Here is a 15096-nt window from a genome sequence, read left to right on the forward strand (position 1 = left end):
CGCGCGCGGGCGGCGCTGGCGAAGGGCGCGCGAACCGGGCAATATGGCGGGCGGAGAAGGATCACCACCATGCCGACCGCTTTTGCCCCGCTGCTCGCCGCCCTTGCGCTGATGCCGGCCGCCGCGACCCCGCCCGATCTCGCCCCCGCTGCCGCCGCGCCAGCCGCGCAGCCGGCCGATGACGCCCCCGGCGACCCGCTGGCGACGCTCGATCTGGGCGCGGACCGGGCGGCGCGGATGACGGTGCCGGTGGCGATCGGCGGCCTGACCGACATTCCCTTTGTCGTCGACACCGGGGCCGAGCGGACGGTGGTGTCGCGCCAGCTGGCCGAGCGGCTGCAACTGGCCCCCGGCCCGGTGCGCCGGCTGGTCACGGTCACCGGCACCGACCAGGTGCGCACGGTGATCGTGCCGCAGCTCGAGGTGTCGGGCACCGCCATCGCCCCGATCGAGGCCCCGGCGCTTGAGGCGGTGCATATCGGCGCGGCCGGGCTGCTTGGCCTCGACAGCCTGCAGGCGCGGCGGCTGGTGCTCGATTTCAAGGCGGGGCGGATGACCGTGTCGGCGGCGCGCAAGCGCGAGGAACGCCGCGACGATGACATGATCGTCGTGCGCGCCAAAAGCCGGTTCGGCCAGCTGATCCTCGTCGATTCGAGCATCGAGGGGCAGCGCATCCAGGTGATCGTCGACACCGGCGCTGAAACCAGCATCGGCAATCTCGCGCTGCTGCGCCGGCTGGGCAATCGCCACCGCGCCGGGCCGCTGCTCCCGGTCGCGCTGACCAGCGTGACCGGCGACACGATCAGCGCGCAGTTCGCGCATATCCGCCAGATCCGTATCGGCGGGCTGACGCTCAACAACCTGCCGGTCGCCTTTACCGATGCCGAGCCGTTCCGCCGCTTCGGCCTTGCCGACCGGCCGGCGATGCTGCTCGGCATGGATGCGCTCAGGCTGTTCTCGCGCGTGTCGGTGGATTTCGCCAACAAGCAGGTGCGGTTCGTGCGCGGCGGCTCGTCGGCGGTGCCGGCGCCCACCGAACTGGCGGCGCGCTGACCATGGCCCGGCCGGCATCTGCGGCGCCGAAACCTGCCGCACTGAAATGGCCCGCTCTGGCGTTTGCCGCGCTGGCGCTCGCCGCATGTGCGGCGGCAGACCAGCCGGCCACCGCGCCGTCGCCGGCCGCGCCCGCCGATGCTGCGCGGGCGCTGCACATGGGCCTGCTCGCGCTCGACACCCATCTCGACACGCCGGTCCATCTCGGCCGGCCCGGCTGGCGGATCGGCGACCGGCACGATTATGCGGGCGACCTCAGCCAGGTCGATCTGCCGCGCATGGCCGAAGGCGGGCTGGATGGCGGGTTTTTCGTCATCTACACCGAACAGGGGCCGCTCGACGCCGCCGGCTATGCCCGCGCCGCCGATCATGCCCGCACGCGGCTGCGCCAGATCCGCGCGATGGTGGATGGCAGCGGCGGGCGCATGGCGCTGGCGACCAGCGCGGCGGAGATCGAACGGCTCGCCGCGCGCGGGCGGATCATCGTGCTGCAATCGATCGAGAACAGCTATCCGCTCGGCGACAGCGTCGCCAAGCTGGCCGATTTCCACCGCGCCGGCGTGCGGCTGGCCGGTCCGGTGCACAATGGCGACAACCAGTTTGCCGATGCGGCAAGCGGCGGGCGCGGCAGCCATCAAGGGCTGAGCGCGCTCGGCCGGCAATGGGTGGCCGAGATGAACCGGCTGGGCATGGTGATCGACGCCAGCCATGCCTCGGATGCCGCGTTCGACCAGATGCTGGCCTTGTCGCGCGCGCCGATCATCCTGTCCCATTCCGGCCCGCGCGCGGTGTTCGATCATCCGCGCAACCTTGACGATGAGCGGCTGAAGGCGCTGGCGGCGCGCGGCGGCGTCGTGTTCGTCAACAGCATCTTCCTCGCCCCGGTGGACCGCAGCCCGGCGCGGCAGGCGCTGTGGGCAAAGCGCGAGGCGATGGACCGTGTCGACCCGGCGGCGCAGCGCGCAGTGGCGGCGGAATGGGCGGCGCTCGACCGGGTGCAGCCCTATAATCCGGCGACGTTCGACCAGTTCATGGCCAGCCTGCTGCACTGTCTGAAGCTGCTCGGTCCCGACCATGTCGGCATCGGCGCGGACTGGGATGGCGGCGGCGGCGTGACCGGCATGATCGACGTCGCCGCCCTGCCGCGGATCACCGCCGCGCTGCGCGCCGCCGGCTATTCGGACACCGACATCAGGAAAGTGTGGAGCGGCAACCTGCTGCGCGTGCTGCGCGCGGTGGAAAAGGCGGCGGGCTGAGCGCGGTTTTCGCGCGTTGCTGTTGCGCACCTGATAGCGCGGTCGCGGCACCGGCCCGCGCCCCCATCCGGCCTCCCAGCGCCAGCATCATGTGGGAGGCCGGGTGGGGGTGTGGGCCGGTGCCGCCCGTGCGGCGTGAGCCGCACCAGAGATAAATCGGGATCAGATATCGCCCCGTTTGCATGACCGGGCAAAGCCGTTAGGGCTTGGGCCATGGTTCGCTTTTCGTTCGCCGGGCATCAGCTGGCCGCGCTTCCCGAAGGGGCGCTGTTCTGGCCGGCACGCCGGGCGCTGCTGGTCGCCGATCTGCATCTGGAAAAGGCAAGCTGGTTCGCCCGCACCGGCCAGATGCTGCCGCCCTATGATTCGCAGGCCACGCTCGACGCCCTCACCGCGCTTGCCGGGCAGACCGGGGCGCAGGAAATCTGGTGTCTGGGCGACAGTTTCCACGATCCGGACGGCGGCGCGCGACTGCCCGAGCGTGCGCGTGCGCTGATCGAGGCGCTGGCGGCGTCGACCCGGCTGGTCTGGATCACCGGCAATCACGATCCCGCCCCGACGGTTGCGGACGCGCGCCCGCTGCCCGGCACGATGCGCGATGAAGCGGTGGTCGACGGGCTGGTGCTGCGCCATGAGGCCGATCCCGCCGATCCGCGGCCCGAGATTTCGGGGCATTTCCACCCCAAGCTCCGCGTCCGCGTGCGCGGGCGTCAGGTGGCGCGGCGCTGTTTCGTGCGCAGCGCGGGCAAGCTGATCCTGCCGGCTTTCGGCGCTCTGACCGGCGGGCTGGATGCCGATCATCCGGAGATCCGCCGCGCCGCCGGCGATGGTGCCGAGGCGCTGGTCGCGCTCAGCAACCGGCTGCTCCGCTTCCCGATCGCCGCCTGAGGGCGCGCGCCGGGGCCGCGACCAAGGCTCAGCCGCGCAGCAGCGCCGGGAAAGTCCGCGCCAGCGCCCTGACCTTGGGCACGTCGTGCGCGCGGATATAGGGATGGTCGGGGTGCCGGGCCATGAAGTCCTGATGATAGGCCTCGGCCGGGTAGAAGTGCCCGGTTTCGATGCGGGTCGCCAGCGGGCGGGCGAATACCCGCGCCGCATCGAGCTGGGCGATATAGGCGCGCGCCACCCGGGCCTGCGCGGCATCGGCGGGGAAGATCGCGGAGCGATAGCTTGGCCCGACATCGGGTCCCTGCCGGTCGATCTGGGTCGGGTCATGCGCCACGGCGAAAAACACGCGCAGCAGCGTCGCATAGCTGATCCGGCGCGGATCATAGACGATGCGCACCGCCTCGGCATGGCGGCTGCGCTGGGCCGAGACGATGTCGTACCGCGCATCGCCCGCCGATCCGCCGGCATAGCCCGAATCGACCGACTCGACGCCCGCCAGCCGTTCGAACACCGCCTCGACGCCCCAGAAACATCCGCCCGCCAGCACCGCCGTCGCGCGCGATCCGGCGGCGGGAACATCGGTCCGCGCCGGCGGCACCGCGACCGTCGCCGCACCGCCAAGCGCCAGAGCGGCGATCAGCGCGGCGATCGGCGCGGCGGCCCGGATCACGGCCTCGCCTGCGCCATCACCGACGCGCCGGCCTGCCCCGCTGCCGGGCGGGCGGCGATTTCGGCCTCATCGGGCGCGAACGCCCGGTCGGTCGCCTGCCAGCCGAGCAGCAGCACCGCCCCCAGGGCGAAGCCGCCCAGAAACTGGCGGAGCAGGGCGGAGCGGAAAAAGGACATCGGCTTTCTCTGTCGAGGCCGGGGGGCGTTCGGGGGAACGGCCCGGCGATGATCGAAGTTACGGTTCGGGATCGCAAATGGATGCTGGCCGCGCGATGAACCAGAGCGCGGGTGATGCAGATTTTCGATCAGCCCGCATGAGCGGGCCGATCAGCCAGCCAATCAGCCTGTGGGAGCGCGCCAGATCAGCGCAGCGCGGCGCACGCCTCCTGAATGCGGGTGCAGGCATCGCGCAGCACCGCATCCGAGGTCGCGTAGCTGACGCGGAATGCCGGCGACAGGCCGAACGCCGCGCCCGACACGGCGGCGACGCGGGCATGATCGAGGAAATAATCGATCAGATCGTCATCGGTCGCGATCCGCCGTCCCTCCGGCGTCGCCTTGCCAATCAGGCCGCTTGCATCCGGATAGACATAGAATGCGCCTTCGGGCGTCGGGCAGGACAGGCCGGGCGCGGCGTTGAGCATCGCCACCACCATGTCGCGCCGGGCGCGGAACGCCGCCTGCCGCTCGGCCAGAAAATCCTGCGGGCCAGTGAGCGCCGCGACCGCCGCCGCCTGCGCGACCGAACAGGGGTTGGACGTCGATTGCGACTGGAGCTTGCCCATCGCCTTGATGATCCAGTCCGGCCCGGCGGCATAGCCGATCCGCCAGCCGGTCATCGCATAGGCCTTGGAACAGCCATTGACGGTCAGGATGCGGTCCTGAAGGTCCGGGCAGAGCTGGGCGAGCGTCGCGAACGGGAAATCGGCGTAGAAGATATGTTCATACATGTCGTCGGTCATGACGAGGACATGCGGATGGCGGCGGACGACCTCGCCCAGCGCCTGAAGCTCGGCGGCGCTATAGGCCGCGCCGCTGGGGTTGGACGGCGAGTTGATCAGCACCCAGCGCGTGCGCGGCGTGATCGCGGCATCAAGCTGTTCGGGGGTGATCTTGTACCCCTGATCGGCCCCGGCGGCGATGAACACCGGCGTTGCCCCGGCATAAGCGACGATGTCGGGATAGCTGACCCAATAGGGCGCGGGGATCACCACTTCGTCGCCGGCATCGCAGGTGGCGACGATGGCGTTGAAGATGGTGTGCTTGCCGCCGACATTCACGCTCACCTGGCCGGGGGTGAAGGTCAGCCCGTTGTCGCGGGCGAATTTGGCGATGATCGCCGCCTTCAGCTCGGGCGTGCCGTCGACATTGGTGTATTTGGTCTGGCCGCCGCGAATGGCGGCGATGGCCGCGTCCTTGACGAAATCGGGGGTGTCGAAATCGGGTTCGCCCGCCGACAGGCCGATCACGTCAATGCCCTGCCGCTTCAGGTCGCCGACACGCTGGGTCATGGCCAGCGTCGCGGACGGCTGGATACGGTTGAGCGCGGCGGAAAGACGGGCGACGGAGGGGGCGGGCATGGGCACTCCTTTGCGGGCAGGCCCGCCGGGCTATAGCCGACGCAGCCGCGCCCGCAACAGTCCGCGCAGTGCATTGCCGATCAGGAATCCGTCGCCCAGATCCGCCGGCACCAGATCGGCCTCGCGCGCGCGGCCCTCGGCGATCAGCTCGGCGCGCAGCACGCCGGGCAGCAGCCCGCGCGACAGCGGCGGGGTCAGCAACGTCCCGTCGCGCTCGACGAACAGGTTGGTGAAGCTGCCTTCGGTCAGGAATCCCTCGGCATCGACGAACGCGACCTCGAACGTCCCGGCGGCGCGGCGCGGATCGTCGTAAAAGGCGCGGTCGCTGGTCTTGTGCACGCGGCGCAGATCGGCGCGCGGCAGCGTCATGTCGGCAAGCGCGACCTCGACCGGGCCGGGCGGGACCGGCGGCATCGCCCGCACCTCGACCGCAAGGCTGCCGCCGGCCGAAGCGAGCAGCCGCACCCGCGCGGGGGCGCGCAGCCGGAATGTCGCCGCCTGCAACTCGTTGCGCGCGGCATGGCGGTTGAACGCAAAGCCCAGCGCCGCCGCACTCGCCTTCAGCCGCGCCAGATGCGCCTCCAGCCGCAACAGCCCGTCCTCAGGGTCAAAAGCGATCGTCTCGATCAGGTCAAAACCGGCGTCAGACGCCACAAAGGCTCCTTTGGACAGGCATTCGCGCCACTCATCGGCGGGATCGGAGTCCGCGACAATCCCCGATCCCATCGCCAGCAGCGCCCGATCGGCACCGGGCGTCGTCACCAGAGTGCGGATGGCGACGTTGAACGCCGCCCCGCCATCCGGATCGATGCGCCCGACCGCGCCGGTATAAACGCCGCGCGGGGCCTGCTCCAGCGCGGCGATCACCTCCATCGCGCGGATCTTGGGCGCGCCGGTGATCGATCCGCACGGAAACAGCGCCGCCAGCGCGTCGATCGCGTCGCAGCCGGGGCGGATGCGGGCGGTGACCGTCGACACCATCTGCTGGACGGTCGGATACGCCTCGACCCGGAACAGCTCGGGCACCGCGACGCTGCCGGGAACCGCGATCCGGGCAAGGTCGTTGCGCAGCAGATCGACGATCATCAGATTTTCGGCGCGCTGCTTGGGATCGCCGGCGAGCAGCGCCGGGTCGCTGCCGGGCGGGGCGGTGCCCTTCATCGGCCGCGCGGTCAGCACGCCGCCGTCAAGCGTGAAGAACAGCTCGGGCGACAGCGACAGGATGACATGCTCGCCGGTAAACACCAGCGCGCCATGCGCGGCCCCGGCGCGGCGGCGCAGCCCGGCGTAAAGCGCGAGCACATCTCCCGTCCAGCGCGCCGCCGCCGGAAAGCTGATATTGGCCTGATAGATGTCGCCGGCGCGGATCGCCGCCTGCGCCGCCGCGACGCGGGCGAGATAATCGGCACGCGCAACCAGCGGTTCGGGCGCGCCGATCCATGCGCCCGCCGGATCGGGCAGAAACGCCGCGGGATTGACGGGTTCGGGCGGGCCGAACAGCCCGAACCACAGCATCGGCGGCGCGCCCGCCACGCCGTTTGCGCCGGGCAAGCCGGTCAGGCGCGGCTCGAACGCCGCGCCGGCTTCATAGCCGATGAACCCGGCGGCATGGTGGCCGCGCAGCGCGGCGAGCGCCGCCGGCACATCGGCCGCCCGGTCGGCGCGCACCACCGCCTGCGGATCGCGGTAGAGCAGCGCCGTGCCGGTGCGGGCATTGTCGAGGAGGATAAACGGGGTCACGCCGCCGCCCTCATGCCGCCTGGCCCGGCAGATGCAAGCCCGGGCTGCCCCGCGCCGCGCCGACGCCGGCCGTCTTGCCGCCCCCATCCCTCTTGCCGCAACCGCCGCGCCGCGCCACATGGCCGGGCATGACCACGCCTCCTCCCCCGCACACGCCCCCTCTCAGGGCCATGATCGTGCCGGTGACGCCGTTGCAGCAGAACTGCACGCTGTTCTGGTGCACGCGCACCAATCGCGGCGCGCTGGTCGATCCGGGCGGCGATCTGCCCAAGCTCAAGGACGCGGTGCGGCAGGCGGGGTGCGAGATCGAAAAGATCCTCATCACCCATGGCCATATCGATCATTGCGGTCAGGCCGGGATGCTGGCCGCCGAGCTTGGCGTGCCGATCGAAGGCCCGCATGAGGATGACCGGTTCTGGATCGCGCAGCTGGAGGATGACGGCCGCCGCTATGGCATTGACGGCCGCGTGTTCGAGCCGGACCGCTGGCTGGTCGATGGCGACGAGGTGACGGTCGGCGAGCTGCGGCTGGGCGTGCGCCACTGCCCGGGCCACACGCCCGGCCATGTCGTCTTCCATCACGCGCCCTCGCGGCTGGCGATTGTCGGCGATGTGCTGTTTCAGGGATCGATCGGGCGCACCGATTTCCCGCGCGGCAATCATGCCGATCTGATCGCCGCGATCACCACCCGGCTGTGGCCGATGGGCGATGACACGCATTTCGTGCCCGGCCATGGCCCGATGTCGACCTTTGGCCATGAACGCCAGACCAATCCGTTCGTCGCCGACCGGGTGCTGGCCGGCTGACGGCCGGCACCCGGTCTCGCGTTACGCCAGATCCGCGGTCACAAACTCGGCGCAGCGTTCGCCGATCATCACCGTCGGCGCGTTGGTGTTGCCGCTGACGATGCGCGGCATCACCGAGGCGTCGGCGATGTAGAGCCCGTCGAGCCCGCGCACCTTCAGCCGCGGATCGACCACCGCATCGGCATCGCTGCCCATGCGCGCGGTGCCGACCGGATGATAGACGGTGTCGGCGCGGTTGCGGATGATCTCGATCAGCCGCGCATCATCCTCGATCCCCGCCGTGTGGCGGTCGCGCCCGCCATGCCGGGCAAGCGGCGGCGCTTCGAGAATGCGGCGCATCAGCTTGGTGCCGCGCAGCAGCACCTGCGTATCGCGGTCGTCCGACAGGAAGCGCGGATCGATGACCGGCGCGGCGCGCGGATCGGGGCTGCCCAGCCGCACCGTGCCCCGGCTTTCGGGGCGCAGCACGCAGACATGGCAGGAAAAGCCATGCGCCTTCACCCGCGTGCGGCCATGATCTTCCAGCACCGCCGGCACGAAATGGAACTGCACATCGGGCACCGCGACATCGGGGCTGGTGCGGGCAAAGCCGCCGGCCTCGGCATAGGGGGTGGTCAGCCGCCCGGTGCGGTGGCGCAGCCATTCGACAATCGCGCCGATCTGCTTGACCGCGCCGCGCGCCGATCCGCCCAGAAACTCATAGCCGTCGGTTTCATAACCCGAGACATAATCGATATGGTCCTGCAGGTCCGCGCCCACGGCGGCGCGGTCGAGCACCACCGGAATGCCCTGTTCGCGCAGATGCTCGGCCGGGCCGATGCCCGACAGCATCAGCGTCTGCGGCGTGCCGAACGCGCCGGCCGACAGGATGACGGCACCGCGCGCGACCAGCGTTTCGCTCCGCCCGCCGCGCCGGATGGTGACCGTGCGGGCGCGGCCATTCTCGACCCCGATCTTTTCGACGAGCGCGCCGGTCTTGACCGCCAGCCGCCCGGCCGCGACCTCCGGCTCGACATAGCCGCGCGCGACCGACCAGCGTTCGCCGCGATATTGCGTCACCTGATACAGGCCGACGCCTTCGAACTGCGCGCCGTTGAAATCGTCGCTGCGCGGCAGCTGCAACGACGCACCCGCCTCGATGAAATCAAGGCTGCCGGGGTGCGGCCAGTTCTGGTCCGACACCTTGAGCGGCCCGTCGCCGCCATGATGGGCATCGGCCCCGCGCACATTGCCTTCGGCGCGGCGGAAATAGGGCAGCACCTCGTCATGGCTCCACCCGGTCGCGCCCAGCTCGGCCCAGCGGTCATAATCCCAGGCGCAGCCGCGGATATAGATCATCGCGTTGATCGCGCTCGACCCGCCCAGCCCCTTGCCGCGCGGCTGATAGCCGCGCCGGCCGTTCAGCCCCGGCTGCGGCACGGTTTCGAACCGCCAATTGGTGTTTTTGGGCAGGAAGGGCAGCATCCCCGGCGCGCGCACCCGCCAGCTGGTGTTGGTGCCCCCGGCCTCGATCAGGCAGACCCGGTATCGCCCCCCGGACGCCAGCCGACCGGCGACGGCGCTGCCGCCCGATCCGCCGCCGACGACGACGATGTCATATTCTTCCACGCCACTCTCCTCTGTTCTTTTTCTCTGATTGTCTCGCTGGTGTCGCGGCTGCCATCATGGCTCCAGCCCGGCGGGCCGAACGCATAGAGCAGGCGCGCCCGCCAGCCCGGCGCGCGCGCCACGTCGCGGGCGATGCCAACCCATTCGTGAAAGGCCGCCCAGATCGGGTTGAACCGCCCCAGATTCTTGACCAGCCCGTAACGCGGCGGAAGATCGTCGCGCTCGGGGGTGAAGGTGCCGAACATCCGGTCCCAGATGATGAACACCCCGGCATAATTGCGGTCGAGATAGGCGGCATTGGTCGCGTGATGGACGCGGTGGTGCGACGGCGTGTTCATCACCGCCTCGAACCAGCGCGGCATCCGGCCGACCATCTCGGTATGGATCCAGAACTGGTAGATCAGGTTCAGCCCGGCGCAGAAGAACACCATCTCCGGCGGAAAACCGATCAGGAACAGCGGCAGCCGGAAGATAAAGGCGAGGCTGATGAACCCCGTCCAGGTCTGCCGCAGCGCCGTCGACAGATTATAATGCTGGCTCGAATGGTGGATGACATGGCTGGCCCAGAACCAGCGCACCCGGTGGGCCGAGCGGTGAAAGACGTAATAGGCCAGATCGTCGAGCAGGAAGCACAGGATCCACGCCCACCAGACAAAGCCGATGTCGCGCAGCGCGAAACCGTGCACGGCGACCGCAAGGCTGTAGACCAGCCCGGCGCTGAGCGCCCCGGCAATCGTCGAGCCGAAACCGAGCATCAGCGAGGTGAATGTGTCGCGCGGGCAATAACGGCGGCGGTCGCGCGCGCGGGCAACCAGCATTTCGGCAAGAATCAGCAGGATGAAGCCCGGCACCGCATATTGGACGGGATCGGGCAGCTCAGCCATCAAGGCTCTCCGCCACGAACTGCGCGCCGTGGCGGCGCACGCGCAGCGCCCGACCGTCAATGCCCGTCACCAGCGCACCCGCGCGATCGGCATCGAGCACAGCCCGATCGGCGATGAACCCCGGCTGTTCGGCCTCGGCAATCGCACAGGCCTCGGCCGCGTCGGCGAGCACCGCGCCCCCCAGCCCCAGCGCCCGGGCGATAAAGGCGAGCATCAGCACCCCCGCCAGCGATCCGGCCATCAGCGCGATGTTCATGGCCGGCCGTTCATCGCCCGGCGCCGAGCGCCTCGATCATCGCCTGGATCGGCCGCAGATCGTAACCGGCGGCAGCCGCCTTTTCGACCAGGGTCGCCGGATCGTCGCCCATCCGCGCGCGGGCAAGCGCCCAGAGGAAGCAGGAGCGCGTCCCCGACCGGCAATAAGCGAGCACCGGGCCGCGCGCCGCCGACAGCGCCTCGACCATCGCGTCGATCTGCGCATGGCTGAACCCGGCATGGGTGACGGGAATGGCGCGATAGCCAAGCCCGACCACGCGGGCCGCGCTTTCGACCTCGACCGAGGCGGGCTGGCCCGCTTCCTCATCGTCCGGGCGGTTGTTGATGATGAGCGCGAATCCCTGCTCCGACAGCGGAAGCAATTCGGACGGCCAGATCTGCGGCGCCACGGCCATATGTTCGTCGAGACGGTGGATCATGCCGGAACTGTAACCGGATTTACCCCGTTGTGAATAAGCGATTTCGCGGACCGGGGCGATGATCCCGCCGGACAGGAAAACGGCCCCGCATGTCGCCATGCGAGGCCGTTCCCAGCTTTCAGACCCCGGTCAGGCGTAGGCGATGCGCGAGCGCCGGATGCGCAGCGCGCCGCCGGCCGCGGCAAAGCCGGCGATCATCAGCGCCCAGCTTTCCGGTTCCGGCACGGCGGCGATGTTGCCCGGGCCGCGGATCTCGGCCGAATAGGCCCCGGCGTTACCATTGTCGAACCCGGTCACGACCAGGAAATAGGTGGTACCCGCCGTGAGGTTGGTGGTGAAGCCCGACACGCCGATGAACGGATTGTCGTCATTGCCGACGATGATGTTAGCAAACGGCGTCAGCGGATTGAAGGCGTTGGCATAAAGGAAAGTGTAATTGTCCCAGCCGCCGGTCGCGGTCGTCTGGAACGAATAGGCACCGTTCGCATCGACCGCGAACTGGTGGAAGCGATAATTGACGGCGGTGCCGACACTGGATGCCGGCGGCGTCGGCGGATTGCCCTGCACCGGCCGGTTCCAGAGCGGCCCGCCGCTGGTGTTGCCGGTGAACACGATGGTGCCGGCCGATGCGGCCGAGGCGGAGACGGTGGCAAGAGCGGCCGCCAACAGCAGACTGGTCTTCATGATCGCACCCCTTCTGAATGAACTCCCCCGAGCCACCAGAGGTTCATCTTCTGTTAACCAAGAGTCAAGCGCGGCCAGCGTCCGAGTGCGGGACGGATGCGCGCGGTGCAGGCACGGACGGGCAAGTGCCGGGCGGGTGGCTGGGTGGGTGGGTGGCTGGGCGGGTGTCGGCCGGCCCCTCAGCCCGACAGATGTTCGGCAATCGCGCGCAGGAATGCCGGGCCATAGGCATCGAGCTTGCGTGCACCGACGCCGGTGATCTGGCCCATCGCCCACAGGCTGTCGGGCCGGGCGGCGGCCATGTCGCGCAGCGTGGCGTCATGGAAAATCACATAGGGCGGCACCCCGGCTTCGGCGGCGAGCGCGCGGCGGCAGGCGCGCAGCGCGTCGAACAGCGGATCGTCGGCCGCCGGCACCGCCGCCCCGCCCCGCTTCCGGGTGCGGCGCGGCGGCAGCGCGATTTCGACCGGCTGTTCGCCCTTCAGGATCGGCCGCGCTTCGGGGCCGAGCATCAGCCCGCCATGTTCGGTCGTGGCCAGCGCCTCGCGCAGCATCAGCGCGCGGGTGAGCGGACGGATCAGCGGCGCATCGCCGGCATCCGCAATGCCGAACACCGACAGGCTGTCATGGCCGTTCATCTGGCTGCGCGGTGTCGAGCGGCCGAGCAGGATTTCCTCGACATAGCCCGCGCCATAGGTCTGGCCGGTGCGGAACACCGCCGACAGCAGCTTGCGCGCCAGCTCGGTCGCGTCGACGCGCGCGGGCGGGGTCAGGCAATTGTCGCAATTGCCGCACGGCCCCGCCGGTTGTTCGCCGAAATGGCGCAGCAGCACCATGCGCCGGCATTCGCCGGTTTCGACCAGCCCGCCAAGCGCCGCCAGCCGCGCCCGCTCGCTCCCCCGCCGCTCCGGCTCGACCTCGTCCAGCCGCTGGCGCGCGCGCACGAAATCCTCCGCGCCCCAGAAAAGCTGGGCGATGGCCGGCGCACCGTCGCGCCCGGCGCGGCCGGTTTCCTGATAATAGGCCTCGATCGACCGCGGCAGCGCGGCATGGGCGACGAAGCGGACATCGGGCTTGTCGATCCCCATGCCAAAGGCGATGGTGGCGACCATCACCATATCCTCGGATGCGACGAATGCCGCCTGATTGGCCTGGCGCAGTTCGGGCGACAGCCCGGCATGATAGATGCGCACCGGCCGCCCGGTCGCAGCGAGCTGGGCGGCGAGCTTTTCGGTGCCCGCGCGCGACGGGGCGTAAACGATGCCCGCCCCCGGCGTCTGGCGCACCAGATCGGCAATCTGCCGCGCCGCGCCGTCGCGCGGGGAGATGACATAGCGGATATTGGGCCGGTCGAACCCGGCGATGATCATCCCGTCTTCGGGCAGGCCGAGCTGGACGAGAATGTCGGCGCGGGTATGCGCATCGGCAGTGGCGGTGAGCGCCAGCCGGGGGACGTGCGGGAAACTGTCGAGCAGCGGGCGCAGCAGCCGGTAATCGGGGCGGAAATCATGCCCCCATTCGGACACGCAATGCGCCTCGTCGATGGCGAACAGGTTGATCCGCGCGTCGGCGATCAGCTCGCGGAACTGGGGCGTCGCCGCGCGTTCGGGCGCGACATAGAGCAGGTCGAGCGCGCCCGCGCGCAGCCGGTCGATCGTCTCGCGGCGATTGTCGTCGGCCGAGGTCAGCGTCGCCGCGCGGATGCCGACCGCGACCGCCGAGCGCAGCTGATCGTGCATCAGCGCGATCAGCGGCGAGACGACGATGCACAGCCCGTCGCGCGCCACCGCCGGCAGCTGGTAGCAGAGCGACTTGCCCGCCCCGGTCGGCATCACGGCAAGCGTGTGGCGGCCGGCCATCACCCGGTCGATCACCTGCCCCTGAACGCCGCGAAACGCCGGAAAGCCGAACACCGACTGGAGCAGCGCCTGAACATCGACCATCAATCAGCGCCTCAGCGGCGGGCGGCGAAGCGCAGCACGGCAAAGCCTGCCAGCGCCGACAGCAGCGATCCGGCAAGCACGCCGATCTTGGCCGCATCGACGCGCACCGCATCGCCGGGAAAGGCAAGGTCGGCGATAAACAGGCTCATCGTAAAGCCGATCCCGCACAGCAGCGCCGCGCCATAGATCTGCACCCAGCCCGCCCCGGCCGACCGCGGGGCGAGCCCCAGCCGCACCGTCGCCCAGATGGCCCCGAACACCCCCGCCTGCTTGCCGAGAAACAGGCCAAGCGCGATGCCGAGCGGCAGCGGTGCCAGCACATCGGTGCCCGCCCCCAGCGCAACCCCGGCATTCACGAACCCGAACACCGGCACGATCACGAACGCGACCCAAGGGGCGAGCGCATGTTCAAGGCGGTGGAGCGTCGAATCGGCGGCATCGGGCGCCGCGGGCGTGACGCGGATCGGCACCGCCAGCGCGGCGAGCACGCCGGCCACGGTGGCGTGGATGCCCGACAGCAGCTCGGCATACCAGAGCGCGACAAAGCCGATCAGATAGGGCCAGACCGCACGCACACCCAGCCGGTTGAGCGCAAACATCCCGCCGAGCACGGCCAGCCCCGCCGCCGCCGCGCCCAGATCGAGGCTGTCGGTGTAGAAAGCCGCGATGATCGCCACCGCCCCCATATCGTCGACAATCGCGACCGTGGTCAGGAACAGCTTGAGCGAGGTCGGCACCCGCCGGCCGAGCAGCGCCATCACGCCGATGGCAAAGGCGATATCGGTCGCCGCCGGGATCGCCCAGCCGCGGGCAAGCCCGGACACCGGCCCGGCACAGGCCAGATAGACGGCTGCCGGTGCCGCCATGCCCGCAATCGCGGCGATGACGGGCAGCACCCGGTCGGCCGGGCGGGCGAGCTGGCCATCGAGCAGCTCGCGCTTGATCTCCAGCCCGACGAGCAGGAAGAAAATCGCCATCAGCCCGTCATTGACCCACAGATGCACGGTCATCGGCCCAAGCTTGGGCACCAGCACCGGCCCGATCACCGCATGGACGAAATGATGATAGGCCTCGGCCGTGGCCGGCAGATTGGCGGCGGTCAGCGCGAGTGCGGCGGCGAGAATCAGCAGATAGCCGCCTGCCGCCTCGGTCGACAGGAAGGCACGCAGTGCGGATGCGGGACGGGAAATGACCATCACCTGTCTGTGTCGCCAGATGGCGGCGGGATCAACCGCCAAGCGGCCAGAATCGCCGCTTCGTTCGGCGTCAGTCGCGCCGGGCGGCGCGCGC

At 70.0% G+C, this 15096-nt stretch carries 15 protein-coding genes; 4 read left to right on the forward strand and 11 right to left on the reverse strand.

Translation table 11 applies throughout. The features are described 5' to 3' along the window. Positions 1 to 69 precede the first annotated feature (69 nt). The 3 genes from OPU66_RS12080 to pdeM all read left to right on the forward strand — a co-directional run bounded on the left by OPU66_RS12080 (position 70) and on the right by pdeM (position 3197). Positions 70 to 1053 carry a retroviral-like aspartic protease family protein gene (locus OPU66_RS12080; protein WP_498553900.1) on the forward strand — a complete coding sequence of 328 codons (984 nt, stop codon included), beginning with the start codon at positions 70 to 72 and terminating at the stop codon, positions 1051 to 1053. Between the two features lie 2 nt (positions 1054 to 1055). Next, positions 1056 to 2309, forward strand: coding sequence for a dipeptidase (locus OPU66_RS12085; protein WP_498553901.1), 1254 nt, complete (start codon positions 1056 to 1058; stop codon positions 2307 to 2309). Positions 2310 to 2522: 213 nt separating this feature from the next. Continuing rightward, positions 2523 to 3197, forward strand: coding sequence for a ligase-associated DNA damage response endonuclease PdeM (pdeM, locus tag OPU66_RS12090; RefSeq protein WP_498553902.1), 675 nt, complete (start codon positions 2523 to 2525; stop codon positions 3195 to 3197). Positions 3198 to 3225: 28 nt separating this feature from the next. On the opposite strand, the gene msrA is transcribed toward pdeM, so the two are convergent. The 4 genes from msrA to pabB all read right to left on the reverse strand — a co-directional run bounded on the left by msrA (position 3226) and on the right by pabB (position 7186). Beyond that, on the reverse strand, positions 3226 to 3867 hold the full coding sequence (gene msrA / locus OPU66_RS12095) for a peptide-methionine (S)-S-oxide reductase MsrA (protein ID WP_498553903.1): 642 nt from the start codon (positions 3865 to 3867) through the stop codon (positions 3226 to 3228). Continuing rightward, positions 3864 to 4043 (reverse strand): hypothetical protein, encoded by a 180-nt coding sequence (locus tag OPU66_RS12100; protein ID WP_498553904.1) that lies wholly within the window; start codon positions 4041 to 4043, stop codon positions 3864 to 3866. The genes msrA and OPU66_RS12100 overlap by 4 nt, the downstream gene beginning before the upstream one ends. Before the next feature lie 185 nt (positions 4044 to 4228). After that, entirely contained in the window at positions 4229 to 5446 is a 1218-nt protein-coding gene (locus OPU66_RS12105) for a pyridoxal phosphate-dependent aminotransferase (protein WP_498553905.1), read from the reverse strand. 30 nt (positions 5447 to 5476) lie between these two features. Continuing rightward, positions 5477 to 7186, reverse strand: coding sequence for an aminodeoxychorismate synthase component I (pabB, locus tag OPU66_RS12110; RefSeq protein WP_498553906.1), 1710 nt, complete (start codon positions 7184 to 7186; stop codon positions 5477 to 5479). Between the two features lie 128 nt (positions 7187 to 7314). On the opposite strand from pabB, the gene OPU66_RS12115 reads away from it, so the two are divergent. Next, complete coding sequence (locus tag OPU66_RS12115; RefSeq protein ID WP_498553907.1) at positions 7315 to 7992, forward strand: MBL fold metallo-hydrolase; 678 nt, start codon at positions 7315 to 7317, stop codon at positions 7990 to 7992. 21 nt (positions 7993 to 8013) lie between these two features. On the opposite strand, the gene OPU66_RS12120 is transcribed toward OPU66_RS12115, so the two are convergent. The 7 genes from OPU66_RS12120 to nhaA form a co-directional block, all read right to left on the reverse strand. Continuing rightward, positions 8014 to 9600: a GMC family oxidoreductase gene (locus tag OPU66_RS12120; RefSeq protein WP_498553908.1), complete on the reverse strand. Its 1587-nt coding sequence runs from the start codon at positions 9598 to 9600 to the stop codon at positions 8014 to 8016. Next, positions 9504 to 10484 (reverse strand): sterol desaturase family protein, encoded by a 981-nt coding sequence (locus OPU66_RS12125; protein WP_498553909.1) that lies wholly within the window; start codon positions 10482 to 10484, stop codon positions 9504 to 9506. The genes OPU66_RS12120 and OPU66_RS12125 overlap by 97 nt, the downstream gene beginning before the upstream one ends. Then, a complete protein-coding gene (locus OPU66_RS12130; RefSeq protein WP_498553910.1) occupies positions 10477 to 10740 on the reverse strand; it encodes a hypothetical protein in 264 nt (87 codons plus the stop codon). Before OPU66_RS12130 ends, OPU66_RS12125 begins: the two co-directional genes overlap by 8 nt. A 10-nt stretch (positions 10741 to 10750) precedes the next feature. Further along, positions 10751 to 11179, reverse strand: a complete 429-nt coding sequence (locus OPU66_RS12135; RefSeq protein ID WP_498553911.1) for a protein tyrosine phosphatase family protein — start codon at positions 11177 to 11179, stop codon at positions 10751 to 10753. Between the two features lie 129 nt (positions 11180 to 11308). Further along, on the reverse strand, positions 11309 to 11863 hold the full coding sequence (locus OPU66_RS12140; RefSeq protein WP_498553912.1) for a PEPxxWA-CTERM sorting domain-containing protein: 555 nt from the start codon (positions 11861 to 11863) through the stop codon (positions 11309 to 11311). 179 nt (positions 11864 to 12042) lie between these two features. Next, complete coding sequence (gene recQ / locus OPU66_RS12145) at positions 12043 to 13806, reverse strand: DNA helicase RecQ (protein WP_498553913.1); 1764 nt, start codon at positions 13804 to 13806, stop codon at positions 12043 to 12045. An 11-nt stretch (positions 13807 to 13817) separates the two neighbouring features. Continuing rightward, the gene (gene nhaA / locus OPU66_RS12150; RefSeq protein WP_498553914.1) at positions 13818 to 15002 is read right to left on the reverse strand and encodes a Na+/H+ antiporter NhaA; all 1185 of its coding nucleotides are present in this window, start codon (positions 15000 to 15002) and stop codon (positions 13818 to 13820) included. Between the last annotated feature and the right edge of the window lie 94 nt (positions 15003 to 15096).

It is taken from the genome of Sphingomonas sp. URJC2, assembly GCF_059803575.1.

Excerpts from the sequence above, each read along its gene's own strand:
- OPU66_RS12080 (WP_498553900.1), top strand. The coding sequence starts at position 70 with ATGCCGACCGCTTTTGCCCCGCTGCTCGCCGCCCTTGCGCTGATGCCG.
- OPU66_RS12085 (WP_498553901.1), top strand. The coding sequence starts at position 1,056 with ATGGCCCGGCCGGCATCTGCGGCGCCGAAACCTGCCGCACTGAAATGG.
- pdeM (WP_498553902.1), top strand. The coding sequence starts at position 2,523 with ATGGTTCGCTTTTCGTTCGCCGGGCATCAGCTGGCCGCGCTTCCCGAA.
- OPU66_RS12100 (WP_498553904.1), bottom strand. The coding sequence starts at position 4,043 with ATGTCCTTTTTCCGCTCCGCCCTGCTCCGCCAGTTTCTGGGCGGCTTC.
- OPU66_RS12105 (WP_498553905.1), bottom strand. The coding sequence starts at position 5,446 with ATGCCCGCCCCCTCCGTCGCCCGTCTTTCCGCCGCGCTCAACCGTATC.
- OPU66_RS12115 (WP_498553907.1), top strand. The coding sequence starts at position 7,315 with ATGACCACGCCTCCTCCCCCGCACACGCCCCCTCTCAGGGCCATGATC.
- OPU66_RS12125 (WP_498553909.1), bottom strand. The coding sequence starts at position 10,484 with ATGGCTGAGCTGCCCGATCCCGTCCAATATGCGGTGCCGGGCTTCATC.
- OPU66_RS12130 (WP_498553910.1), bottom strand. The coding sequence starts at position 10,740 with ATGAACATCGCGCTGATGGCCGGATCGCTGGCGGGGGTGCTGATGCTC.
- OPU66_RS12135 (WP_498553911.1), bottom strand. The coding sequence starts at position 11,179 with ATGATCCACCGTCTCGACGAACATATGGCCGTGGCGCCGCAGATCTGG.
- OPU66_RS12140 (WP_498553912.1), bottom strand. The coding sequence starts at position 11,863 with ATGAAGACCAGTCTGCTGTTGGCGGCCGCTCTTGCCACCGTCTCCGCC.
- recQ (WP_498553913.1), bottom strand. The coding sequence starts at position 13,806 with ATGGTCGATGTTCAGGCGCTGCTCCAGTCGGTGTTCGGCTTTCCGGCG.
- nhaA (WP_498553914.1), bottom strand. The coding sequence starts at position 15,002 with ATGGTCATTTCCCGTCCCGCATCCGCACTGCGTGCCTTCCTGTCGACC.